This is a genomic window from Cellulosimicrobium funkei (genome assembly GCF_001019615.1).
GTDB classification, from domain to species: domain Bacteria; phylum Actinomycetota; class Actinomycetes; order Actinomycetales; family Cellulomonadaceae; genus Cellulosimicrobium; species Cellulosimicrobium cellulans_E.
This window is the reverse complement of sequence record NZ_JNBQ01000005.1, coordinates 60,390-83,559: the sequence shown is the minus strand read 5'-3', so window position 1 is coordinate 83,559 and position 23,170 is coordinate 60,390. Positions and strand designations below refer to the sequence as shown.

Below are 23,170 nucleotides of genomic sequence, written 5' to 3'. Positions count from 1 at the left end.
ATGGACGCCACCACGATCGGAACCCGTGTCCGCGCCCTCCTCGACGAACAGGACACCACGCAGCGCGCTCTTGCCGCAGCCGTCGGGATGCCCGAGGACGCGCTCTCACGCGCGGTCCGTGGGGCGCGTGGGTTCGCCGCCATCGAGGTCGCCCGCATCGCCGACGAGCTCGGCGTCGACGTGCACTGGCTCATCACCGGTGAGGACGATCCCCGGCGCCTGAAGATCGCGGCGCGACACACCTACGACCACGACAGCGCTACGTACGACAACGGAACCCGCGCGAAGGACGAGCGCGTGCTGGACGGCATCCGTCTTGCGTATCACCAGGCGTTCGACGAGAAGCGGCCCGAGCCCACCAGCCTTCCCACCGACGTCGCCAGCATCCGGGAGCGACTCGGTGACAACTGGCCTCGCCACTTCGCGCAGCGGATGGAGGACCGCCTCGGGGTAGACGTCGTGCGCGTGGACGACCTGGGCACCGCCTACTCGTTCCTCGTCTTCGGGCAGCGCGCCGTCGTCGCGCTGCCCGACCGCGAGCCATGGGGACGGGCGAACTTCTCCCTCGCGCACGAGCTTGCCCACCTGGTCGCTGGGGACCACGACATCGACGACTCGGAGTCCGACCGATCGGCCGAGCAGAGGGCGAACGCCTTCGCAGCCGAGCTGCTGATGCCAGAGCACCGCCTTCGGGCGACCGATTGGGCGACGATCGACGCGCCCGGTGTCGGGGACCTGCTGTGGGAGCTCGGTGTCACGACCGGCGCGCTGGCTGCGCGTCTCGACTCCTTGACGATCCGAGTGCCCGAGAGGGTCGCGTCGTGGCTGCAGATGGCCACGCCGCAGTTCTTGCGCCACAAGGCGTTCCCGGCGTCTCGGTGGACCGAGGTGACGGACCGCGAGCGCGCCTCGCGAGCGCGACGATTCCCCACGACCCTGACGCAGCACCTCGAGGACGGGGTGGCCTCGGGCAGGGTGAACCCCCGCACCCTGGCCTGGGTGGCGGGTGTCGACGTCGAGGACCTGGAGGTCCGGCCACCTGAGCAACCGCACGTCCCCACCGAGGATCTCGCCGCCGCGCTCGGGCTCGCCCTCGCGTGACCGTCCTCGTCTTTCCCGACACGACGGTCGTACGGAACTTCGCCATCCTGCACCGGATGGACCTGCTCGGACTCCTCGTGGGAGAGCGGGGTGCGTGGTGCGGGACCGTCGCGAGCGAGTGCTCGGACCAGGCGAAGAACGAGTCGCTGAGCGACATGGCGCTGGCGCCCGACATCTTCGGGGCGCCGTGGTACCCGGAGGCAGCGGAGCAGGTCGAGATCCGGCTCCTGCGCGACCGGCTGGCCAGCCCTGAAGACGGACGCCACCAGCATCTGGGCGAGGCGGAGACGGTCGTGCTCGCGTCCCGCCGCGCTGCGGGGTCGTTCTTCGTCACCGACGATCGCAGCGCCAGCCGAGTCGCTGTCGAGCACGGACTGACCGTGGTCACGACGGCGGACCTGATCCGCCTGGCAGTCCGGACCGGCAAGGTCGCCGCCGACGTGGCATGGGGATACGTGCAGACGCTCGTGGCCCAGGACCGTTGGGTCCCGTGGGAGGCGCGCGCATCGCGCGGGTCCTTCGACGGCTGGCTGGCCGGCTGAGCCGCGAGCGGACGTCACCCGGTCCGTCACCTCGAGCGTATGCACTCTCGGACCGCATGGCGGGACGGGCTTGGCCGGAGCGCGGGACGCGTGCGTATCATCGATCGACCCACAAGCACCCGGCGGGCCGTTGAGAGAGACGGAGGCCGGCGACAGATGGAGCAGCACGTGGCACTTGTCGTGCAGAAGTACGGCGGTTCGTCGGTCTCGGACGCCGAGAGCATCAAGCGCGTGGCCAAGCGCATCGCGCAGACCAAGCGGGCCGGTCACGACGTCGTCGTCGTGGTCTCGGCGATGGGCGACACGACGGACGAGCTCATCGACCTCGCGCAGCAGGTCACCCCCCTCCCGCCGCAGCGCGAGATGGACATCCTCCTCACCGCGGGCGAGCGCATCTCGATGTCGCTGCTCGCGATGGCGATCAACAGCCTGGGCGTCAAGGCGAAGTCGTTCACGGGCCAGCAGGCCGGCGTCATCACCGACGCCGTGCACGGCAAGGCGCGCATCGTCGACGTCGTCCCGCACCGCATCCGGGAGACGATCGAGCGGGGCCAGGTCGCGATCGTCGCGGGCTTCCAGGGCGTCACGCAGTCGACGAACGACGTGACGACGCTCGGCCGCGGCGGGTCGGACACGACGGCCGTCGCGCTCGCGGCGGGCCTCGACGCCGACGTGTGCGAGATCTACACCGACGTGGACGGCATCTTCACGGCCGACCCGCGCATCGTCCCGAGCGCGCGCAAGATCGACCGCATCACGTACGAGGAGATGCTCGAGATGGCGGCGAGCGGGGCCAAGGTCCTCGCGCTGCGCTGCGTCGAGTACGGCCGCCGGTACGGCGTGCCGATCCACGTCCGCTCGTCGTTCAGCGGCAAGGAGGGCACGTTCGTCAGCGCGGACGCCTATTCCGCGTCCCGTCCCGCCGACGCCGCCCCCCGCTCCGCAGACCTTCCCGAGGAGACCGTCATGGAAGACCCGATCATCTCCGGCGTCGCGCACGACCGCAGCGAGGCCAAGATCACCGTCGTCGGGGTGCCCGACGTGCCCGGGACGGCCGCGCGCATCTTCGAGGTCGTCGCGGGCTCGGGCGTGAACATCGACATGATCGTGCAGAACGTCTCGGCCGCCCGGACGGGCCTGACCGACATCTCGTTCTCGCTGCCCGAGGGCGACGGCCCGGCCGCGATGTCGGCGCTGTCCGCGCTCCAGGGCGAGATCGGGTTCGACTCGCTCCAGTTCGACGACCAGATCGGCAAGCTCTCGCTCGTCGGGGCGGGCATGAAGTCGCACCCGGGCGTCTCCGCCAAGCTCTTCGGCGCGCTGCGCGACGCCGGCATCAACATCGAGATGATCTCCACCTCGGAGATCCGCATCTCCGTCGTGACCCGCGAGGACTCGCTCGACGACGCGGTGCGCGCCGTGCACACCGCGTTCGAGCTCGACGCCGCCGACGGCGAGGCCGTCGTCTACGCCGGCACCGGCCGCTGAGAGGACGAGGAACCATGAGCAGCGAGAACCGTCAGGGCCTGCACGTCGCCGTCGTCGGCGCGACCGGCCAGGTGGGCGCCGTCATGCGCCGCCTCCTCGACGAGCGCGACCTCCCCGTCGCGAGCATCCGCTACTTCGCGTCGGCGCGCTCGGCCGGGTCGACGCTCCCGTGGCGCGGGACCGACGTCGTCGTGGAGGACGTCGCCGCGACCTCGACCGACGACCTGCGCGGGATCGACGTCGCCCTGTTCTCCGCGGGCGGCGCGACCTCCAAGGCGCAGGCGGAGCGCTTCGCCGAGGCGGGCGCCGTCGTCATCGACAACTCGTCCGCGTGGCGCATGGACCCCGACGTCCCCCTCGTCGTGTCCGAGGTCAACCCGGGTGCGCTGCGCGAGGCGCGCAAGGGCATCATCGCCAACCCGAACTGCACGACCATGGCCGCGATGCCGGTGCTCAAGCCGCTCGCGGACGAGGCCGGGCTCGAGCGCCTCATCGTCGCGACGTACCAGGCCGTGTCCGGCGCCGGTCTCGCCGGCGCGGAGGAGCTGCGCGCGCAGGCCGTCGCGGGCGCGGCGGCCGAGGGAACGGGTGCCGGGCTCGTCGGGCTCGTGCACGACGGCGGCGCGGTCGCCTTCCCGGAGCCCGCGGTCTTCCCGCGCAACGTCGCGTTCAACGTCGTCCCGCTCGCCGGGTCGATCGTCGACGACGGGCAGGAGGAGACGGACGAGGAGAAGAAGCTGCGCAACGAGTCGCGCAAGATCCTCGGCCTGCCCGAGCTCGCGGTCGCCGGGACCTGCGTGCGCGTCCCGGTGTTCACCGGCCACTCGCTCGCGATCCACGCCGAGTTCGGCGCCGCGATCACGCCCGACCGCGCGCGCGAGATCCTCGCGTCCGCGCCGGGCGTGGTGCTCGCGGACGTCCCGAACCCGCTCGAGGCGGCCGGCCAGGACCCGTCGTTCGTCGGCCGCATCCGGACCGACCAGTCCGTCCCCGGCGGGCGTGGCCTCGTGCTGTTCGTGTCGAACGACAACCTCCGCAAGGGCGCCGCGCTCAACGCGGTGCAGCTCGCCGAGCTCGTCGCGCAGGACCTCGACGCCGTCCGCGCGGCGTTCACCCCGGCCCTCGCGAAGTAGAGCCCCGGTCACCCGAGGTAGAGCCCTGGTACCGCGAGGTAGAGCCCTGGTCATCGACCAGGGCTCTACCTCGCGGGAGAAGGTCCGGGGCTCAGCCCTCGACCATGCGAGCCATGTTCTCGCCGTCGGCGAGGCCGACGATGTTGCCGGCCGGGTCGGTGAACCAGGCGCCGTCGCCGCCCTCCATGAATCCGCGCACGATGCCCTTCTCGTCCTGGTCGAACCCCTCGTAGCGCTCGAACGTCACGCCCTTCGCGGTGAGCTCGTCGACGACCTGGTCCACGTCGTCGACGGTGAGGTGCATGACCGTGAAGGCGGCCGGCCGATGGTCCTCCTTCGGGTAGACGAACACGTCCGAGCCGCCGCCCAGGTGGAGCACCAGACCGCCCCCGTCATCGAGTGCCGTGACGGGGAGCCCGAGGGTGCTCCCGTAGAAATCGCGCGCCGCGTCGAGGTCGTCCGCCGAGAAGCTGGAGAACCCGCGCCGAATGGTGACCATCGTCGTCTCACTCCTTCGTGACCGCCGGCGGCCGGAGGGCGTGACCCGCCGCGGACGCCGGATCCTCCCAGGGTCCCACCAGCAGGCCGCCGTGGGTACCGCAGGGAGCGGGTGAACGGTCCGCGGTCAGGACGTCGTGCGGGTCCCGAGCGTCGGGGCGAGCAGCCACAGCGCGGCCGCGGCGAGCACGTGCCAGACGGCGTGCCCCTGGAGCGTGACGCCGAGCGGCCCGCCAGCGTCGCACAGCGGCCACCCGGGACGCGACAGCGTCCCGACCCCGCCGCCCACGGCGAGGAGGGCGAGCGCGGCGACCGTGTGCCGTCGGACCGCGGGGCGACGCCACGCGCGCAGGGCGCTCGCGCCCACGGCGACGGTGGCGGCGACCACCTGCGCGGCGGTCGAGGCGGTGGGCGACGCCGCGGCGAGCGGCACGCCCAGCAGCGTCGGGGCGAGCCACCACCACGTCCGCAGCCGGCGCCCGGTCAGGTCCGCGACCGCGTCCGCGGCGACGAGCGCGAGCGCGCCGAGCAGCGGCGGGTCGTGCACGACCGGGTTCCACGACGGTGACGGTCCGTGCTGGACCATCGAGCCCGCGCCGACCAGGGCGACCAGGATCCCGAAGGCGACGCGCAAGCTCCCGGCCGCAGCGCCGTCGGGCTGGGGTGGTCCCGACGGCGTCCCCCGGCGAGCCCGGAGCGCCGCCACCACGATCGCCGCGCCCGCGACGACGAACGCGAGGCTCGTCCCTGTGCTCAGCGGCTCGGCCCAGGGCGTCCCGCCCGCAAGCTCGCATGCTGCGTCCACACCGCCTCCCGCGAGGTAGAGCCGTGGTCACTCCCAGGGTGCCTCCTCGCATGACCAGGCCTCTACCTCGCGAGACCAGGGCTCTCCCTCGACGTACCAGGGCTCTACCTTGCGAAGAGGTTGCGGCATCGTCCGCATCTGTGGTTCATTAGTGGAGTAATGAACCACAGAACACGCGAGGCGGGAGAGGATGGGGCCCATGTTCGACGGACCGGAACCCATTTACCTCCAGATCGCGCAGATGATCCGGGCACAGGTGCTCGCGGGCGAGCTCGCGGAGGAGGAGCAGGTCATGTCGACGACGCAGTTCGCGACGACGTTCCGCATCAACCCGGCGACGGCCGCCAAGGCGTTCGCCGGCCTGGTCGACGAGGGCGTCCTCTACAAGCGCCGCGGGCTCGGCATGTTCGTCGCCCCGGGAGCGCGCCAGCAGCTCCTCGCCGACCACCGTGCCCGGTTCTTCGACGAGGTCCTCGCGCCCGCGCTCGCGCAGGCCGACCTCCTCGACATCCCGACGGCCGAGATCGTGGACTACGTCCTCGGCCGGCCGCGACCCGCCGGCTCGTCCGGCGACCCTCGTACCGGCCCGACCACCGACCCCGCCCAGAGGTGAGACCCGTGACCGCCCGGCCCACCCGCCGCACCCCCGACCAGAAGCCGTCCACCCCAACCGCGACCACGGCCCCGGAACCCTTCGCCGCCGAGGTGCGCGACGTCGTCGTGCGCTACCCGCGCAGCGACGACGTCCCCGCGCTGGACGGCGCGACGCTCACCGTCCGCCCCGGCGTCATCACCGGCCTCCTCGGGCGGAACGGCGCCGGGAAGACGACGCTCGCCGCCCTGCTCGCGGCGTTCCGCCGGCCCACCGCCGGGACGGTGCGCGTCGGTCCCGCGGGCGAGCTGGAGGACCCGTTCGAGAACGTGTGGGCGACCATGCACACGCAGCTCGTCCGCGAGAGCGGCGACGTGTGGGAGACCGACAAGGCCCGGGACACGCTCGAGTACTACGCGGACCTGCGCCCGCACTGGGACGCCGACCTCGCCGCCCGCCTGCTCGACGAGCTCGAGGTGGACGTCCGCAAGAAGCCGACCGAGATGTCGCGCGGCAAGCGGTCCGCGCTCGGCGCGGTCGTCGGCCTCGCGTCGCGCGCGCCCCTGACGATCTTCGACGAGGTCTACCTCGGCATGGACGCCCCGAGCCGCTACGCGTTCTACGACGCGCTCGTGGCGGACTACGCCGAGCACCCGCGCACGATCCTGCTGTCGAGCCACCTCATCACCGAGGTGGAGCGCGTGTTCGAGGACGTCGTCATCATCGACCGCGGTCGTGTCCTGCTCGCCGAGAACGCCGACGACGTCCGGGCCCGGGGCGTGAGCCTCACCGGCCCGGCCGAGGTGGTCGAGCGGCACGCGGCCGGTCGCGAGGTGCTCGCCCGGCAACGGCTCGGCGGCACGGCGCAGGTGACGCTCTTCGGCACGTTCACCGACGACGAGCGCGCCACCGCCGTGGAGGCCGGGCTCGAGGTCGGCGCGGTGCCCGTGCAGGACCTGTTCGTCCACCTGACGCGCAACGGGCGCCCGGGTTCCGAGGCCGGGACGGAGACGACGCGATGACCGCCACGACCCAGCGCAGCACCGAGCGACGTGCCCTCGAGTCCGCCGCCCACCGGCGCGGCGTCAACGCCGTCGCCTGGTACTTCATCGGCGGCACCTGGTACGTCGGGGTCTGGTTCTGGGCCATCGCGCTCGCCGTCGGAGCGCTCATCCTCTGGATCATGGAGCGCAACGACGACGTGAGCATCGAGGCGGTCGGAGGAGTCGCCGGCTCGGCGAAGTTCTTCCTCTTCGTGATGGGGATCATCCTGCCCCTCATGACGATCGCCGTGCACGTGGCGTCGGGCGGCACGCGCCGCTCGTACACGCACGGGCTGTGGATCGGTGCGGCCGTGTCGGGCATGACGTTCGGCGTCGCGACGGCGCTCGTGAAGTGGGGCGAGTGGGCGCTGTTCCGGCGCTCCGGGTGGTCGACGGAGCCGGAGCTCGCGCAGCTCTACGTCGACGGCTCGCAGGTGGGCCTGGCGATGCTCGTCGAGGGGCTCTTCTGCGTCGTCTACTACCTCGCCGGCATGGTCATCGCTGCCGGCTTCTACGGGTTCGGGTTCCTGCGCGGCGTGCTCCTCGTGCTCGCGTCGCTCGTCCCCGTGGTGGTCAGCGAGATCTTCCTGCGGTCCGGGTTCTTCGGCCACGCGCTCGCGCGCGTCGTCGGTCTCGACGGCACCCCCGTCGCGCTCGCCGTCCTCGGCGGGGCGCTCGGGGTCGTGCTCGCCGCCCTGCTCCTGCGCGTCGTCCTGCGGGGCGTCGCGATCCAACCGGTCGAGTTCGCCGCCAGCGCGAGCGCCTGACCGGCCCGCAGCACCCCAACCGAAGCCCTCCCGGGCGGCGCGCCGCGCCGTCCGTGGGTGGCGCACACCCTCCAGGAGGCCACCATGAGCACCGCTCCACCGCCCACCGGCGCCGCGACCGTCGCGCCGCCCGCCCCGACCGGCGCCTCGTCGGCCGGCACGTCACCGGTCGTCGAGGTCCGGAACCTGCGCAAGACCTACCCGGGGCCCCGTGGCTCCGACGCCCGCAAGGTCGCCGTCGAGGACGTGAGCCTCTCCGTCGCGCCGGGCGAGATCTTCGGCATCCTCGGCCCGAACGGTGCCGGCAAGACGACGACGGTCGAGTGCCTCGCCGGCCTGCGCGAGGCCGACGGCGGTGCGATCCGCGTCCTCGGGGTCGACCCGCAGACCGACCCGGCCGCGGTGCGCGACGCCGTCGGCGTCCAGCTCCAGGAGGCCGCGCTCCACGAGAAGATCACGGTCGAGGAGGCGTTGCGGCTCTTCGCGTCGTTCTACGAGGCGCCGTCGGACGTCGAGGAGCTGCTCGACCTCCTCGACCTCGCCGAGCACCGGCGCGTCGCGTTCGGCAAGCTCTCGGGCGGGCAGAAGCAGCGCCTGTCGATCGCCCTCGCGCTCGTCGGCGACCCGCGCGTCGCGATCCTCGACGAGCTGACCACCGGCCTCGACCCGGCTGCCCGCCGGGCGACCTGGGAGCTCGTCGAGCGCGTGCGGGACCGGGGCGTGACGATCCTGCTCGTCACGCACTTCATGGAGGAGGCGGAGCGCCTGTGCGACCGGCTCGTCATCATCGACGGCGGCCGCGTCGTCGCGCAGGGCACGCCCGCGGAGCTCATCGACTCGGTCGACACGTCGCGCACGGTGCGCCTGCGCGTGCCCCCGGCCGACCACGACCTGACGCTGCACACGCTCGCCGGTCTCGCCGACGTCGAGCACGTCGAGGTGGACGGGCGCGAGATCGAGGTGACCGGGACGCGCCGGGTGCTGCTCGCCGTCGTGCTCGCGCTCGCCGAGCAGGAGGTGGTGCCCGACGACGTCCGGACCGTCTCGCGGACGCTCGAGGACGTGTTCGTCGCCGTGACCGGCCGGACCTACGACCACGCCGCGGACTCCGCGGCCCCGCACGAGGGAGACGCACGATGACCGCCGCGACCACGACCCTGCCCCGCGTCCCGACCGCCCGTGCGGGGTGGCGAGGCTTCGGGACGCTCCTGCGGACCGAGGCCCGCCTGTTCCTGCGCGACGGCACGGCCGTGTTCTTCGCGCTCGTGTTCCCGACGGTCCTCCTCGTCGGCGTCGGGTTCGCGATCCCGGGCATGCGGGAGCCGATCACGGGGGCGGGCGCGCCCTGGGACGGGCTGACGGCGATCGCGACCTACGTGCCGATCGTCCTCGCCGCCGCGGTCGCGACGCCCGCGCTGACGACGATGCCCGTGACCTTCGCGACCGCCCGCGAGAAGGGGCTGCTCCGCCGGCTGTCGACGACGCCGATGCGCCCGCAGGGCGTCGTCGTCGCCCACCTGCTCATCAACCTCGGCGCGATCGCCGTGTCCGCGGTGCTCGCGCTCGTCGTGGGTCAGGTCGTGTTCGGCCTCGCCGCGCCGGTCAGCCCGCCGACGGTCGTGCTGGCCTTCGTGCTCACCGTCCTGTCCATGCTCTCGCTCGGCATGGTCGTCGCGGCGGTCGCGGCCAAGGGGAGCACCGCGTCGGCGATCGGGAACCTCGTCTACTTCCCGATGCTCTTCCTCTCGGGCATGTGGACCCCGGGCCCGATCATGCCCGACGTCGTGCGGGACATCGGGCAGTTCTCCCCGCTCGGGGCCGCCGCCCAGGCGATGTCGGCGGGCTGGTTCGAGACGGAGGTCCCCACGCTCCAGCTCGTCGTGATGGTCGCGTGGACCGCCGTGCTCCTCCCGCTCGCGGTGAAGCTCTTCCGCTGGAGCTGAGCCTCAGATCGCCCGCGAGCCCAGCTCGCGGGCGATCTGGGCGAAGGCACGGACCTCGGCCGTCTCCCGGTCGCGCGACCAGACGAGCACCCACTCGGTGTCGGGGACGTCGACGATCGGCACGTAGACGACGCCTGGGTGCGTGTAGTACCGCCGGACGTGCGCGTTGAGCGGGGTGACCGCCTCGCCCGAGGCGACGACGGTGAGCACCTCGTGGAACGTGCGCGCGACGGGCCCCCGCAGCACGGGGCGCCCGGCGGGCGTGCGGCGGGGCACCATCGCCTCCTCCCAGTACGAGGGGACGCCGGCGCCGAGGTCGAGCACGATGTGGTCCCCGAGGGCCTCGACCGAGACGCCGTCCTCGCCCGCGAGCGGGTGAGCCGCCGCGACCGCGAGGACACGGCCTTCCGTGAGCACGCGCGGCCCCACGACGACGTCGGGCTCGCGCACGGGCGTCCACGTCACCTGCAGGTCGGCCACGCCCTCGCGCAGCGACCCGAACGGGTCCGAGAAGTGGAACTCACGGCGCTCGACCGAGCACCCCGGGTGCCGGGCGGTGAACTCGTCGACCACGGGCTGGAGCTCGTGGCCGACGATGCCCATCGCGGCGACGCGCAGGAGCCCGGCGGGGCGCTCACCGGTACGGCTGGCCGCGGCGATGCCCGACTGGATGAGCTCGTACCCCTGGCGCAGGTCGTCACGCAGGCGGGCGCCCACCGGCGTGAGCTCGACGCGGCGGCTCGTCCGCTCGAAGAGGGTGGTCCCCATACGGCGCTCCTGCCGGCTGATCGCCTGGCTGACGCGCGCGGGGGAGACGTGGAGCCGCTCCGCGGTCCGGCCGAAGTGCAGCTCGTCCGCGAGCGTCAGGAAGATCTCGATGTCCCTCAGGTCCACGCAGCCACCTCTGCCTCCGTCTCCGCGCACCGTTCACACCGGGTGAACGATCGCCCCAGCATGCGTCATTGATCACGTATCGGCGGAATCCGAGGCTGGAGCCATGAGACGACTCACCTACTTCGTGGCCCTGTCCATCGACGGCTTCCTGTCCGGTCCCGACGACGAGGTCGACTTCTACCCGTCCTCCGACGCCTACAGCGCGCGCATGATCGACGCGTTCCCCGACGTCCTGCCCACGCACGGACGCCGCCAGCTCGGGGTCGACGAGCAGCCCAACCGGACGTTCGACACGATCGTCATGGGTCGGCGGACGTACGAGCCCGCGCTCGACCTCGGGATCACGAGCCCGTACGCGCACCTGCGCCAGTACGTCGTCTCGTCGTCGCAGCCCGAGCTCGACCCGGCGGTGACGATCGTGCGGGACGACCCGGTCGCGCTCGTGCGCGCGCTCAAGGCCGAGGACTCCTCGCTCGACATCTACCTCGCGGGCGGCGGCGTCCTCGCGGGCGCGCTCCTCGACGAGATCGACCGCCTCGTCGTCAAGCTCTACCCCGTGGTCGCGGGCGCCGGGCGGAACGCGTTCGGCGCGGCCGCGTTCCGGCCCAGGACCTACGACCTCACCGACGTCGCCACGTTCGACGGCGGCAACGCCGTCCTCACCTACGACCGTGCCTGAGCGCGTCCCCGCAGGTGTGCTCCGACGCCGCGCGTCGATCCTCACGGCGCGCGCGGTCGTGACCGTCCGGCTCCTGCGGCCGCACTGCCGCCGGCGCGCGCGCCGTCGGCACCGAGCGGGCGAGGTCGCCGCCGCCCCGGTCGGCGGGCTCGACGACCTGGGCGCGCGGCCCCGGCGCGGACCTGCGCCCACCGCGGGCGTGGGCGCGCCCACGCACCTAGCCTGACGCGCATGAGGCCGTTCCTGCTGCTCGCGTCGCGGGCGGAGGACCCCGCCGCGGACGGCGAGCACGCCGCCGTGCTCCGGTACTCCGGGCTGGGCACGGACGCGCTGCACCGCGTCCGGATGGAGGCGGGGCCGCTGCCGGCGATCGACCTCGACGCGTACTCCGGGGTGATCGTCGGCGGCAGCCCGTTCGACTCGTCGCTGCCCGAGGCGGACAAGTCCCCGGTGCAGCGGCGCGTCGAGCAGGAGCTCGCTCCGCTCCTCGACGAGATCGTCGAGCGCGACGTCCCGTTCCTCGGCGCGTGCTACGGCGTCGGGACGCTCGGGCTGCACGAGGGGGCGGTCCTCGACGACACCTACGCCGAGCCCATCTCGCCCGTGACGATCCGGCTCACCGCCGAGGGCCGGGCCGACCCGCTGCTCGCCGACCTCCCCGACGCGTTCGAGGCGTACGTCGGCCACAAGGAGGCCGTGCGGGAGCTGCCGGCGCACGCGGTGCTGCTCGCGACGTCGGACGCGTGCCCGGTCCAGATGTTCCGGGTCAAGGAGAACCTCTACGCGACGCAGTTCCACCCGGAGCTGGACCTGGAGGGGATCCTCACGCGCATCGGCGTCTACCGCGACTACGGGTACTTCGCGCCCGAGACCGCGGGCGACGTCGAGGCGACGGTCCGCCGCGGCGACGTCCGGGAGCCGCACCGCATCCTCGCGGCGTTCGTCCGCCGCTACGCGCGCGACTGACGAGCAGGCGGTCGTCGCTGCTCGGCGTGGGTCGGGTCAGCGGGCGACGGGCTCCGGCTGCGGCGCGGGAGAGTCGGCCGGCGTCCCTGCAGCCGTCGTCCCGGCCTCGAGCGCGACGGCCCGGCGGTGCGCCCGGACGGACCACGCGACGGCCGCGGCCCACACGACGGCGACCAGCCCGAGCACGACACCCTGGACGGCGCCGCTCGCGTCGACCCAGTCGGAACGCAGCAGGGTGCGGACGTTGGTGAGGACGATGACGCCACCGACCGCCGAGCCGAGGATCCGCGGCGGCAGGAGCCGCACGAGCCACGCCGCGATCGGCGCCGCGACCATACCGCCGAGCAGCAGCGCGCCCACCCACAGCAGGTCGATGCCCTGCGAGCCCAGCGAGACGAGGAACCCGAGCGACGCGGCGATCGCGACGAGGAACTCGCTCGTGTCGATCGAGCCGATGACCTTGCGCGGCTCGATCCGCCCCGACGCGAGCAGCGCCGGCGTCCCCACGGGGCCCCAGCCGCCGCCGCCCGTGGCGTCGACGAAGCCCGCGACGAGGCCGAGCGGAGCGAGGAACCGCTTGCGCAGCGGCAGACCCTGGCGCCCCTTCGGCAGCCCGACGAACGTGAAGCGGGACAGCACGTACACGCCGAGCCCCAGGAGCAGCAGCGACATCACCGGGGCGGCGACCTCGGTCGACAGGTTCGACAGGAACGTCGCGCCCGCGAACGCGCCGATCGCGCCGGGGACGCCGATCCGCACGACGACCTTCCAGTCCACGTTCCCGAACCGCCAGTGCGCCGCCCCCGACGCCAACGTCGTCCCGATCTCCGCCAGGTGGATCGTCGCCGACGCCGCCGCGGGGTTCGTCCCGATCGCGAGCAGGAGCGTCGTCGACGTCACGCCGTACGCCATGCCGAGGCTGCCGTCGACGAGCTGCGCACCGAGCCCGACGAGGGCCAGCAGGATGAGGGTCCGCACCGCGTCTCCTTGCTCGGGTGGCCGGGGCGGCCCCGACGTGTCCTGACAAGGTTGACCGAACGAGTCCAGTATGTGAAGCGCCGCCCACATCGTGGGCCAGTGTTAACGGGCTCGTCGGTCGCACGGCCGTCCCGGCCGAGGCGGCACGTCGAACCGCACCGCCCGACCGCGGGCTCAGCGGGTCAGGGGTTCTCCCAGGCGTCGGCGCGGGCGGCGAGGGCATGGACGTCGTCGGGGAGGTCGCGACGGACGACGTCGTCGATCGTGACGCGGTCGAGCACGTCGCGGACGCTCGCGCGGAGCGCGACCCAGACCTCCAGGAGCGCGGCCGCGGAGCCCTCGTACTCGAGGCTCGGAGGGCGCTCGTCGCGCACGGTGACGAGCGGTCCGTCGACGGCGCGGAAGACGTCGGCCAGGGTCACCTCGGACGCGGGGCGGGCCAGGCGGTGGCCGCCGGAGCGACCGCGGACGCTCGCGACGATGCCGGCCCGCCGCAGGTCGCCGAGGATGCGCTCGAGGAAGCTCACGGGCAGGCCCTGGCCCGCCGCGAGGTCCTCCGCCCGCACGGGGTCGCCGTGGGGTGACGCCGCGAGCTCGGCGCACGCCCGCACGGCATAGTCAGCCTTCGCCGAGACACGCATGAGGACATTGTGCCGTGCGCGGGGTGGCCGACCGCCGTGCCGGGCCCGGGCCGGAGCGATCTCACCCGCGCGGGCCCTGCTCTCCCGTTCGGGTTCCCCTCTACGCTGTGACCCGTGGACGTGCGCGAACGCAACAACGTGCGTGTCGCGGGGCCGTCGGGCGCACCGACGATGGTGCTCGTGCACGGCTTCGGTTGCGACCAGTCGATGTGGCGCTTCGTCGCGCCCGTCTTCGCGGCGGACCACCGGGTCGTGCTCTTCGACCACTCGGGGTGCGGCGCGTCCCACCCGGCGTCGTGGGACCCCGCGCGGCACGGGGAGCTCGCGGGGTACGTCGCGGACCTGGTCGAGATCGTGGAGGACGTCGCGGACGAGCCCGTGATCCTCGTCGGCCACTCGGTGAGCGCGGTGATCGCGCTCCTCGCCGCGGCGGACCGGCCGGACCTCGTCGACCGCCTGGTGCTCGTCGGGCCGAGCCCCCGGTACATCGACGACGAGGGGTACCGCGGCGGGTTCTCCGCGGAGGAGATCGACGAGCTCCTCGAGACGATGGACGCGAACTACCTGGGCTGGACGCAGGCGATGGCGCCGGTGATCGTCGGGAACCCCGACCGGCCGGCGCTGGGGGACGAGCTCGCGGAGGTCTTCCGGCGGAACGACCCGGCGATCGCCCGGCAGTTCGCGCGCGTGACGTTCCTCGGCGACAACCGGGCGGACCTGGCGCGCGTGCGGACCCCCAGCCTCGTCGTGCAGAGCCGCGAGGACGCCATCGCGCCGCAGGCGGTAGGTCGGTACGTGCACGAGCACCTGCCGGGGAGCGAGCTCGTCGTGATCGACTCGGTCGGGCACTGTCCCAACCTCTCGCACCCGGCGCTCCTCGTCGCGGCGATGCGGGACTGGCTCGGGGGCCCCTGATGGTGATGTCGCGCGGCGAGCGCTGGGTGCTCGCGCCCGTCGCGCTCCTGCTCCTCGACGCGGAGGGGCGGGTGCTCGACGCGAACGACGAGTTCCTGCGGCTGCTGGACGTGCCGGACGTGGAGGCGGTCGCCGGGCGGCGGCTCGCGGACCTGCTCACGGTGGGTGGCCGCATCTACTGGGAGACGCACCTGGGTCCGCGCCTGCACATCGAGGGCCGGGTCGACGAGGTCGCGGTCGAGCTGCGCACGCCGCGGGGGCGCGAGCCGGTGCTGCTCACGGCGATCGGGCGCGAGGTCCGGGGTGAGCGCCTCGTCGAGGTCGCGATGCTGGGGGCGCGCGAGCGGTCCCGGTTCGAGCACGAGCTGGTGGGGGCGCGGCGCGCGGCGGAGGAGGCGGAGCGCCGCGTCCGGCTGCTGCACGGCATCGCGGCGGACCTCGCGAGCGTCGCCGGTCTCGACGGCGTCGCGTGGGTCCTGCTCCGGGCGGCGGTGACGATGCTCGGGGCGGGCGACGCGGCCCTGTGGACGCCCCAGGAGGGCGGGCCGCTCCGACGCTGGGGCGGTGCGGCGGGGGTGACCGCCCCGACGATCGACGAGCTGGCCGAGGCGGGCGTGCGCTCGGACGGGACCGTCGTCGTCCCGCTGCGCACGGCCGGGGCGCTGCTCGGCGTCCTCGCGCTGGAGCCGCGTCGGGCGGCGGGCTCGGAACCGGTCGACCTCGGCACGGCCGCCGCGGCCGGCCAGCTCGCGGCGCTCGCGCTGGCCCGGGCGACGACCCACGAGCAGAGCGTGTCGGTCGCGAGCGAGCTCCAGGGCGCGATGCTGTCGGACGGGATCGTCGCCGACCCGCACGTGGAGATCGCCGCGTGCTACCGCCCAGGGGTCCACGACCTCCAGGTCGGCGGCGACTGGTACGACACGTTCCGCGTCGCCCCGGACGTCGTCGCGCTCTCGGTCGGGGACGTGGTGGGGCGCGGGCTCAAGGCCGCGACCGCGATGGGGCAGCTGCGGACGGCGGTCCGCGCGGCGTCGGACACGGGCCTGCCGCCGGAGGAGGTCGTGGAGCGGCTCGACCGCTTCGTCGACCGGACGGGGACCGGCTTCATGGCGAGCCTCGTGTACGGGGAGCTCGAGCTGCTCGAGGGGGTGATGCGCTACACGTGCGCCGGTCACCTGCCGCCGCTGCTCGTGCGCGGGGACGGGTCGGCGGGCTACCTGTGGGAGGCGCGGTCCACACCGTTGGGCGTCCGGGGCACGACGCCGCGCGTCGCCGACACCGTCACGCTCGCCCCGGGCGACCTGCTTCTCCTCTTCACCGACGGCGTCGTCGAGCGCCGCGACCGGCCGCTCGCGCTCGCGCTCGACGAGCTCGCGGAGCTCGTCACGAACGCGCTCGGGGCCGGGCTGCGCGGCGCGGAGCTGCTGGAGGCGGTCGTCGCGCGGGCGCCGGAGGACGACGACGCGTGCCTGCTCGCGGTGCGCTGGCTCGGCCCGGCGGCGTCGGGCGCGTCCGCGACGGAGACGCAGCGCGTGGCGTCAGCGGACGAAGAAGGGGCCGGCTGAGGGATCGGCGAGCCGGCCGAGCGCGTGGCCGAGGCGCTCGACGGTGGAGCGCGCGAGGTCGTCGGGCAGGTCGTCCGGGGCGAACCACGCGACCGCGAGCGACTCGTCGTCCGCGACGTGCGCCGCCGCCGCGGCGGCGGGGGACACGGGTCGGCACAGGAACGCGAGGTCGAGGTACTGCGACCGGTCGCCGTTGGGGTACTCGACCGGTTCGGTGACGGTCACCGCGACCAGCGTGTCCACGACGACGTCGACCCCCGTCTCCTCGCGCACCTCCCGTGCGAGCCCGACCGCGGGGTCCTCGCCGGGCTCGAGGATCCCGCTGATCACGGCCCACTGCCCGGTGTCGGCGCGCTGTCCGAGCAGCAGGCGGCCGTCGTCGTCCACCACGACGGCCGACACCCCCGGCATCCACAGCAGGTCGGTCCCGATGCGGGAGCGGAGCGCGGCGACGAACTCGGGGATCGGCATGCCCCGAGCCTAGGTCGCCCGACCGGCACGTGAGACGCGCCGTCCGGCCCTCGGAGCCCCTGTGCTACGGTCACCTCGTGACTTCTCAGTGGTATTGGCGCTTTACGCAGGCTCCCGGTGGGGCCGTGCGGGCGTTCGCCTGACCACAGATCACCACCCGGAGCCAGCACAGGGCCTTGGACGCGGACCGCGTCCGGGCCCTTCGTCGTGAGACGGGCCGCTCCGGGACCACGGGCGGCAGCAGGCCGGTGAAGCGCCGCTGGGCACCGCTGAGCACTCCGATCTCACGGCGGCCCCGACCACCGCCGCACAGACCAGGAGCCTCCCGTGACCAGCACGACCACCCCGCCCGAAGCCACGGCGTCCACCCCGACGTCCACCGCGTCGACCGACCGCGTGACGAGTACCGTCGACCCCGTGGACAGCCCCGAGCTCCAGGCCCGCACGAGCGACCTGCGGGTCCGCGCGCTCGACGCGCTCCCCGCCCCGCGCACGATGCTCACCGACCTCCCGCTCGGTGCCACGCGCAGCGACCTCGTGACGACGTCGCGCCGCGAGGTCCGCGACGTCCTCGCGGGCGACGACGACCGCCTCCTCGTCATCGTCGGCCCCTGCTCCGTGCACGACCCCGAGGCCGCGCTCGAGTACGCGGGGCGCCTGGCCGCCGTCGCGCACGAGCTCGCGGACGACCTCATGATCGTCATGCGCGTGTACTTCGAGAAGCCGCGCACCACGGTCGGCTGGAAGGGCCTCATCAACGACCCGCACCTGGACGGCTCGCACGACGTGCACCACGGCCTGCGCCTCGCGCGCGAGGTGCTGCTCGGCGTGCTGGACGCCGGCGTCCCCGCCGCGTGCGAGTTCCTCGAGCCGACGAGCCCCCAGTACATCGCCGACGCGGTGTCCTGGGGCGCGATCGGCGCGCGCAACGCCGAGTCGCAGGTGCACCGCCAGCTCGCCTCGGGCCTGTCCATGCCCGTCGGGTTCAAGAACGCGACCGACGGCGACGTGCAGATCGCGGTCGACGGCTGCATCACCGCGGCGAGCGAGCACACGTTCTTCGGCATGGACTCGCTCGGCCGGGCCGCCGCCGTGGAGACGGCGGGCAACCCCGACTGCCACGTCATCCTGCGCGGTGGCCGCTCGGGCCCCAACTACGGGGCCGACGACGTCGCGGCGGCGCTCGCGGTCGCGCGCACCTCGGGCCAGGGCGGGGTCACGGAGCACGGGCTGGTCGTGGACGCCTCGCACGGCAACTCGGGCAAGAGCCACGTGCGCCAGGCAGAGGTCGTGCGCGAGGTCTCCGCGCGCCTCGCCGAGGGCGAGCAGGGGATCACGGGCCTCATGATGGAGAGCTTCCTCGTGGCGGGCGCGCAGAAGCCCGCGCCGAGCGGCCTCGTGTACGGGCAGTCGGTCACCGACGCGTGCATCGACTGGGGCACGACGGCCGACCTCCTGCGCGAGCTCGCCGCCGCGGTCCGCACCCGGCGCGCGCTCTGACCGGTGCCCCGGGACGGGAACCCATCCGTCCGCGCGCCGGCGCCGAACCCAGGGTGTCCCGGACGGACCGGGACGGCGCTGGCGACGGGAGGTCGGGTGCCGAGAGCCGTGGTCGACGCGCCGCAGCGCGTGGGGGAGGCGCCCGTGCTGCACACTGACCGGGTGCCACCTCCCGTGACGACGAACCCGGCGGTCGACGCTGCGCTGTCAGCGTGCGCCGGCGGTGACCCGGCGGCGTTCGCGCCCGTCTACGACGCGCTCGCGCCGGTCGCCTACGGCACGTGCCTGGGCGTCCTGCGGGACCCGGACCACGCGGCGGAGGTCGTGCAGGAGGTGATGGTGGAGGTGTGGCAGACGGCGGCGCGCTACGACGCGACCCGCGGCTCGGCGCGCACGTGGGTCGCCACGCTCGCGCGGCGGCGCGCGGTGGACCGCGTGCGGGCCGAGCAGGCGCGCCGCGACCGCGACCAGCGCGACGTGGACGCGTCGACGGCCGCGGCACCGCGGGACGTGGTGATGGAGGACGTCGAGCGACGTCTCGAGGGCGCGGCCGTGCGGCGGTGCCTGGACTCGCTCACGGCGACGCAGCGGGAGGCGGTCGTGCAGGCGTACTACGGCGGGCTCACCTATCGGGAGGTCGCGGAGCGGCTCGACGCCGCGCTGCCGACCGTGAAGTCCCGCATCCGGGACGGGCTCCTGCGGCTCCGCGACTGCCTGGGGGTGGGTCGTGGCTGACCCGACCACGCCCCGCGGTGACGGCGCGGACGACCGTCCGGACGTCCGCGACCTGCTCCCCGCCTACGCGCTCGACGCGGTGGACGACGTCGAGCGGCGCGCCGTCGAGCGCCTGCTCGCGGCCGACCCCGACGCGCGGCGCGAGCTCGACGAGTACCGCGACGTCGTGGCGGCGTTCGCGGTCGAGAGCGCCCCGCCGCCCGCCCTGCGCGACGCCGTCCTGGCCCGGGTGGCCGCGTCCGCGGCCACGGTCCCGCCCGCCGGGGAGAGCACCGACGGTGTGGTCGTCGACCTCGCGGCCGCGCGCCGCGCCCGCCGACGGCGCTGGACCGGGCTCGCGGCGGCGGTGGCCGCGGTGGTCGCGGTGGCCGTCCCGACGACGGTCGCGGTCCGTGCGACGCAGGAGCAGTCGCGCCTGGAGGCGCGTGCGGACGCGATCGAGCGCATGCTCGCCGACCCCGACGCGACGATCCTGCACGGCGACGTCGAGGGGGGCGGCCAGGCGTCCGTGCTCGCCGCCGGCGACGACATGTACTTCCGCGCGTCCGACCTTCCCGACGCGGGCGACGACCGCGACTACCAGCTCTGGGTGGTCGAGGCCGATGGTGCCGTCGTCTCGGCGGGCGTCCTCGACGTCCAGGACGGCAGCACGTCCCGGCTCGTCCAGGGCGAGCCGGGCGTCGGCATGGCCGTGACGGTCGAGCCGGCGGGCGGCTCGGAGCAGCCCACGGCGGACCCGGTGGTCGCGCTCGTCGGGTGAGCGCCGCGACCCGGAGGGGTCGGGACGCGCGCGAGAAAACTCGTGCCGATCCCGACCCATCCACCCGGGGCGGCGCTCCGAACCCTCGGCATGACGCCCCGCACCGGCGGGGCGACGACCCGAGGAGAGACCGATGAACGTTCGCACCCGCACGTCGTACGCCGTCGCCGGCATCGCCACGCTCGCCGTGCTCGGCCTGTCCGCGTGCAGCTCGGACTCGGACACCGGGGCCGACTCGACGACGGCCGACTCCCAGGCCGAGGACACCATGACGGACGACTCGACGTCCGACGACATGACCGACGACTCGACCGAGGGCTCGGACGACATGGCGGCCGACCCCGCCGCGAACCTCGTGGGCCCCGGCTGTGCCGCCTACGCGGAGCAGGTGCCCGACGGCGCCGGGTCGATCACCGGGATGTCGACGGACCCCGTCGCCGTGGCGGCGTCGAACAACCCGCTGCTCACGACGCTCACCGCGGCCGTCTCGGGCGAGCTCAACCCGGACGTCAACCTCGTCGACACGCTCAACGGCGGCGAGTTCACCGTGTTCGCCCCCGTCGACGACGCGTTCGCGAAGATCGACGCCGCGACGCTCGACTCGCTGAAGACGGACTCCGACACGCTGACGAAGATCCTCACGTACCACGTGGTGCCCGGCCAGCTCACGCCCGACCAGGTCGTCGGCGAGCACGAGACCGTCGAGGGCGGCACGGTCGAGGTGACCGGCTCGGGCGACGAGCTCATGGTCAACGACGCGGCCGTCGTGTGCGGTGGCGTGATGACGCAGAACGCGACCGTGTACCTCGTCGACTCGGTGCTCATGCCGACCATGTGACCCTCCCGGCGCGTCCAGAAGCGGGCGCGCGGTGGACCCGCGCGAGCGGGTCCCGACGGCCCCGACCGGACGGTCGGGGCCGTCGTCGTGCGCCCGGCGACGGCCCCTCGGCGCGCGGCGGACCCATCCGCGAGGGCCGCCGGTCCGAACCCCGGGCATGGAGACGCTCATCGTCATCGGCCTGCTCGGGGGACTCATCACGGGGGTCTCGCCGTGCATCCTGCCCATGCTGCCCGTCATCTTCTTCGCGGGCGGTGTGCAGGGCGCGCGCACGGGGGAGCCGCCGTCGGGCACCTCGGAGCCCGGGACGGGCGGCGTCTCCCCGAGGCTGTTCGCGGGCGTCCCCGACGCGGTCCGCGTCGGCGGCCGCCCGGCGGCAGGGCTGCGTGGCCGGGGCGGCCCGGGCGGCGCGCAGGAGGCCGCCGGGACGCGGGAGGTCACGGCGCGGCCGACACGCGGCGGGACGCTCGCCCTCGACCTGTCGACGGGGGACGCCGCGGAGCCCGCCACCCCGGTCGACGGCGGACCCGGGCGCCGTGCGTCCCGGCGGGCCGCGCGCCGCTCGTGGCGCCCCTACCTCGTCATCGCGGGCCTGGTCCTCAGCTTCAGCGTCTTCACGCTCCTCGGCTCCCTCCTGCTGACCGCGCTCGGGCTCCCGCAGGACCTGCTGCGCTGGGCGGGCATCGTGCTCCTCGTCGCGATCGGCGTGGGGATGATCGTGCCGCGCGTCGAGGAGGTCCTGGAGCGGCCGTTCCGGCGGATCGCGGCGCTCGGGGCACGACGCGGCGCCGCCCGACAGGACCGCGGGGCGTTCGTGCTCGGCCTCGGCCTCGGCGTGCTGTACGTGCCGTGCGCCGGGCCCGTCCTCGCGGCGATCACCGTGGCGGGGGCGACGGGGAACATCGGCCCGGGGACCGTCGCGCTGACGGTGTCGTTCGCGGTCGGGGCGGCGGTCCCGCTCCTCGTCTTCGCGCTCGCCGGGCGACGTGTCGCGGAGCGGGTCCGCGGGTTCCAGCGACACACGCGCGGCATCCGCGTCACGGGCGGCGTCGTGATGATCGCGCTCGCGGGTGCGCTCGCGCTCAACCTTCCCGCCGCGCTCCAGCGCGCCCTGCCCGACTACACGGGCGCGCTCCAGCAGCGGGTCGACGAGAACGACGCCGTGCGCGAGGCGCTCGACCTCGGCGGGCTCGTCACCGACGAGAACCGTGAGCTGTCGAACTGCTCGAACGGCGCGCCCGTGCTCGAGGACTGCGGCACCGCCCCGGAGCTGCGTGGCATCGACACGTGGCTCAACACCCCGGGCGGCGAGGCGCTGACGCTCGAGGGGCTGCGCGGCAAGGTCGTGCTGGTCGACTTCTGGACCTACTCCTGCATCAACTGCCAGCGCGCGATCCCGCACGTCAACGCCTGGTACGACCGGTACCGCGACGTCGGCGCGGGGTTCGAGGTCGTCGGGGTCCACACGCCCGAGTTCGCGTTCGAGCGCGAGACGCGCAACGTCGTCGCGGGCGCGCAGGACCTCGGCGTCACCTACCCCGTGGCCCAGGACAACGCGTACGCGACCTGGACCGCCTACCGGAACCGCTACTGGCCCGCGCAGTACCTCGTCGACGCCGACGGGACCGTGCGTCACATCCGCTTCGGGGAGGGCGGGTACGAGGACACCGAGCGCCTGGTTCGCGAGCTCCTCGAGGACGCGAACCCGGGCGTCGAGCTGCCCGCGCCCACCGCCGTCGGCGACACCACGCCGCAGGACGAGACGACGCCGGAGACCTACTTCTCGATCAAGCGCGTCGTCAACTACGCGGGCGAGCCGCGCTACGCCGCGGGGCAGCAGGACTTCACGCTCGCCGACGACCAGCGGCAGGACACGTTCTCGCTCGGCGGCACGTGGGACGTCGACTTCCAGGGCGCGACCGCCGTGTCCGACGACGCGCGCGTGCGCCTCGCGTACCGCTCGACCGACGTGTTCACGGTGCTCGGCGGCGAGGGCACCGTCACGGCGCGCGTCACGAAGGACGGGCGGACCACGACCCGCGAGATCGACGTCTCCGGCAGCCCGACGCTCTACCCCGTCCTGGAGGGCGACGGCCCGACGGAAGGACTCGTCGAGCTCGACGTCCCGCCCGGCGTCCAGGTGTTCACCGCGACGTTCGGGTGAGTTCCGAGGGCCGTGCCGCGATCGCCCGAACAGCCGTGTCGGCGGTGCCCGCTGCCGGTGTACATTTCCGCCAGCCGCCGCGCGAGGACCTGGTCGAGGACGACCCAGGGGCACGCGGGGACCTCGCCGAGGAACGGCGAGCGGGATGATCG

At 74.0% G+C, this 23,170-nt stretch carries 25 protein-coding genes; 19 read left to right on the top strand and 6 right to left on the bottom strand.

Features of this window, described 5'->3' with window-relative positions; all coding sequences use genetic code 11:
- The 4 genes from FB00_RS07490 (at position 1) to FB00_RS07475 (ending at position 4,264) form a co-directional block, all read left to right on the top strand.
- Positions 1-1,101: a helix-turn-helix domain-containing protein gene (locus FB00_RS07490; protein WP_047232279.1), complete on the top strand. Its 1,101-nt coding sequence runs from the start codon at positions 1-3 to the stop codon at positions 1,099-1,101.
- On the top strand, positions 1,098-1,643 hold the full coding sequence (locus FB00_RS07485; RefSeq protein WP_047232278.1) for a hypothetical protein: 546 nt from the start codon (positions 1,098-1,100) through the stop codon (positions 1,641-1,643). Before FB00_RS07490 ends, FB00_RS07485 begins: the two co-directional genes overlap by 4 nt.
- 168 nt (positions 1,644-1,811) lie before the next feature.
- Positions 1,812-3,131: an aspartate kinase gene (locus FB00_RS07480; RefSeq protein WP_047232357.1), complete on the top strand. Its 1,320-nt coding sequence runs from the start codon at positions 1,812-1,814 to the stop codon at positions 3,129-3,131.
- 14 nt (positions 3,132-3,145) lie between these two features.
- Positions 3,146-4,264, top strand: coding sequence for an aspartate-semialdehyde dehydrogenase (locus FB00_RS07475; RefSeq protein WP_047232277.1), 1,119 nt, complete (start codon positions 3,146-3,148; stop codon positions 4,262-4,264).
- Positions 4,265-4,355: 91 nt separating this feature from the next.
- Here FB00_RS07475 and FB00_RS07470 read toward each other — a convergent pair whose 3' ends face one another.
- Both FB00_RS07470 and FB00_RS07465 read right to left on the bottom strand, forming a co-directional pair.
- Entirely contained in the window at positions 4,356-4,763 is a 408-nt protein-coding gene (locus FB00_RS07470; RefSeq protein WP_047232276.1) for a VOC family protein, read from the bottom strand.
- Between the two features lie 126 nt (positions 4,764-4,889).
- Complete coding sequence (locus FB00_RS07465; protein ID WP_047232275.1) at positions 4,890-5,567, bottom strand: hypothetical protein; 678 nt, start codon at positions 5,565-5,567, stop codon at positions 4,890-4,892.
- A gap of 199 nt (positions 5,568-5,766) precedes the next feature.
- On the opposite strand from FB00_RS07465, the gene FB00_RS07460 reads away from it, so the two are divergent.
- From FB00_RS07460 to FB00_RS07440, 5 genes are all read left to right on the top strand, one after another.
- Positions 5,767-6,180 (top strand): GntR family transcriptional regulator, encoded by a 414-nt coding sequence (locus FB00_RS07460; protein WP_047232274.1) that lies wholly within the window; start codon positions 5,767-5,769, stop codon positions 6,178-6,180.
- A gap of 5 nt (positions 6,181-6,185) precedes the next feature.
- On the top strand, positions 6,186-7,181 hold the full coding sequence (locus FB00_RS07455; protein WP_082141097.1) for an ATP-binding cassette domain-containing protein: 996 nt from the start codon (positions 6,186-6,188) through the stop codon (positions 7,179-7,181).
- Positions 7,178-7,969, top strand: a complete 792-nt coding sequence (locus tag FB00_RS07450; RefSeq protein WP_047232273.1) for a hypothetical protein — start codon at positions 7,178-7,180, stop codon at positions 7,967-7,969. Before FB00_RS07455 ends, FB00_RS07450 begins: the two co-directional genes overlap by 4 nt.
- A gap of 84 nt (positions 7,970-8,053) precedes the next feature.
- On the top strand, positions 8,054-9,109 hold the full coding sequence (locus FB00_RS07445; RefSeq protein ID WP_082141117.1) for an ABC transporter ATP-binding protein: 1,056 nt from the start codon (positions 8,054-8,056) through the stop codon (positions 9,107-9,109).
- Entirely contained in the window at positions 9,106-9,912 is an 807-nt protein-coding gene (locus tag FB00_RS07440; protein ID WP_052877527.1) for an ABC transporter permease, read from the top strand. The genes FB00_RS07445 and FB00_RS07440 overlap by 4 nt, the downstream gene beginning before the upstream one ends.
- A gap of 3 nt (positions 9,913-9,915) precedes the next feature.
- Here FB00_RS07440 and FB00_RS07435 read toward each other — a convergent pair whose 3' ends face one another.
- Entirely contained in the window at positions 9,916-10,806 is an 891-nt protein-coding gene (locus FB00_RS07435; protein ID WP_047232272.1) for a LysR family transcriptional regulator, read from the bottom strand.
- Positions 10,807-10,909: 103 nt separating this feature from the next.
- On the opposite strand from FB00_RS07435, the gene FB00_RS07430 reads away from it, so the two are divergent.
- The 3 genes from FB00_RS07430 to FB00_RS07420 are packed head-to-tail and all read left to right on the top strand — an operon-like array spanning position 10,910 to position 12,451.
- Positions 10,910-11,485 carry a dihydrofolate reductase family protein gene (locus FB00_RS07430; RefSeq protein WP_047232271.1) on the top strand — a complete coding sequence of 192 codons (576 nt, stop codon included), beginning with the start codon at positions 10,910-10,912 and terminating at the stop codon, positions 11,483-11,485.
- The gene (locus FB00_RS07425) at positions 11,478-11,711 is read left to right on the top strand and encodes a hypothetical protein (RefSeq protein ID WP_156186332.1); all 234 of its coding nucleotides are present in this window, start codon (positions 11,478-11,480) and stop codon (positions 11,709-11,711) included. The genes FB00_RS07430 and FB00_RS07425 overlap by 8 nt, the downstream gene beginning before the upstream one ends.
- 5 nt (positions 11,712-11,716) lie before the next feature.
- Positions 11,717-12,451 (top strand): glutamine amidotransferase, encoded by a 735-nt coding sequence (locus FB00_RS07420; RefSeq protein WP_047232269.1) that lies wholly within the window; start codon positions 11,717-11,719, stop codon positions 12,449-12,451.
- Between the two features lie 36 nt (positions 12,452-12,487).
- On the opposite strand, the gene FB00_RS07415 is transcribed toward FB00_RS07420, so the two are convergent.
- Together FB00_RS07415 and FB00_RS07410 are read right to left on the bottom strand one after the other, a co-directional pair.
- Positions 12,488-13,429: a sulfite exporter TauE/SafE family protein gene (locus tag FB00_RS07415; RefSeq protein ID WP_047232268.1), complete on the bottom strand. Its 942-nt coding sequence runs from the start codon at positions 13,427-13,429 to the stop codon at positions 12,488-12,490.
- 182 nt (positions 13,430-13,611) lie between these two features.
- A complete protein-coding gene (locus tag FB00_RS07410) occupies positions 13,612-14,070 on the bottom strand; it encodes an RrF2 family transcriptional regulator (RefSeq protein ID WP_047232267.1) in 459 nt (152 codons plus the stop codon).
- A 114-nt stretch (positions 14,071-14,184) separates the two neighbouring features.
- Here FB00_RS07410 and FB00_RS07405 point away from each other — a divergent pair, with 114 nt between their 5' ends.
- A complete protein-coding gene (locus tag FB00_RS07405) occupies positions 14,185-14,985 on the top strand; it encodes an alpha/beta fold hydrolase (protein WP_047232266.1) in 801 nt (266 codons plus the stop codon).
- Positions 14,985-16,550, top strand: coding sequence for a SpoIIE family protein phosphatase (locus FB00_RS07400; protein ID WP_047232265.1), 1,566 nt, complete (start codon positions 14,985-14,987; stop codon positions 16,548-16,550). The genes FB00_RS07405 and FB00_RS07400 overlap by 1 nt, the downstream gene beginning before the upstream one ends.
- On the opposite strand, the gene FB00_RS07395 is transcribed toward FB00_RS07400, so the two are convergent.
- On the bottom strand, positions 16,524-17,021 hold the full coding sequence (locus tag FB00_RS07395; protein ID WP_047232264.1) for an NUDIX hydrolase: 498 nt from the start codon (positions 17,019-17,021) through the stop codon (positions 16,524-16,526). The genes FB00_RS07400 and FB00_RS07395 overlap by 27 nt on opposite strands.
- 396 nt (positions 17,022-17,417) lie before the next feature.
- On the opposite strand from FB00_RS07395, the gene FB00_RS07390 reads away from it, so the two are divergent.
- The 5 genes from FB00_RS07390 to FB00_RS07370 all read left to right on the top strand — a co-directional run bounded on the left by FB00_RS07390 (position 17,418) and on the right by FB00_RS07370 (position 23,018).
- The gene (locus tag FB00_RS07390; protein WP_419865518.1) at positions 17,418-18,521 is read left to right on the top strand and encodes a 3-deoxy-7-phosphoheptulonate synthase; all 1,104 of its coding nucleotides are present in this window, start codon (positions 17,418-17,420) and stop codon (positions 18,519-18,521) included.
- 162 nt (positions 18,522-18,683) lie between these two features.
- Entirely contained in the window at positions 18,684-19,256 is a 573-nt protein-coding gene (gene sigK, locus FB00_RS07385) for an ECF RNA polymerase sigma factor SigK (protein WP_047232352.1), read from the top strand.
- Positions 19,249-20,016, top strand: coding sequence for an anti-sigma factor (locus FB00_RS07380; protein WP_047232263.1), 768 nt, complete (start codon positions 19,249-19,251; stop codon positions 20,014-20,016). Before sigK ends, FB00_RS07380 begins: the two co-directional genes overlap by 8 nt.
- Before the next feature lie 133 nt (positions 20,017-20,149).
- The gene (locus tag FB00_RS07375) at positions 20,150-20,854 is read left to right on the top strand and encodes a fasciclin domain-containing protein (RefSeq protein ID WP_047232262.1); all 705 of its coding nucleotides are present in this window, start codon (positions 20,150-20,152) and stop codon (positions 20,852-20,854) included.
- Between the two features lie 157 nt (positions 20,855-21,011).
- The gene (locus FB00_RS07370; RefSeq protein WP_047232261.1) at positions 21,012-23,018 is read left to right on the top strand and encodes a cytochrome c biogenesis protein DipZ; all 2,007 of its coding nucleotides are present in this window, start codon (positions 21,012-21,014) and stop codon (positions 23,016-23,018) included.
- The last annotated feature ends 152 nt before the right edge of the window (positions 23,019-23,170 follow it).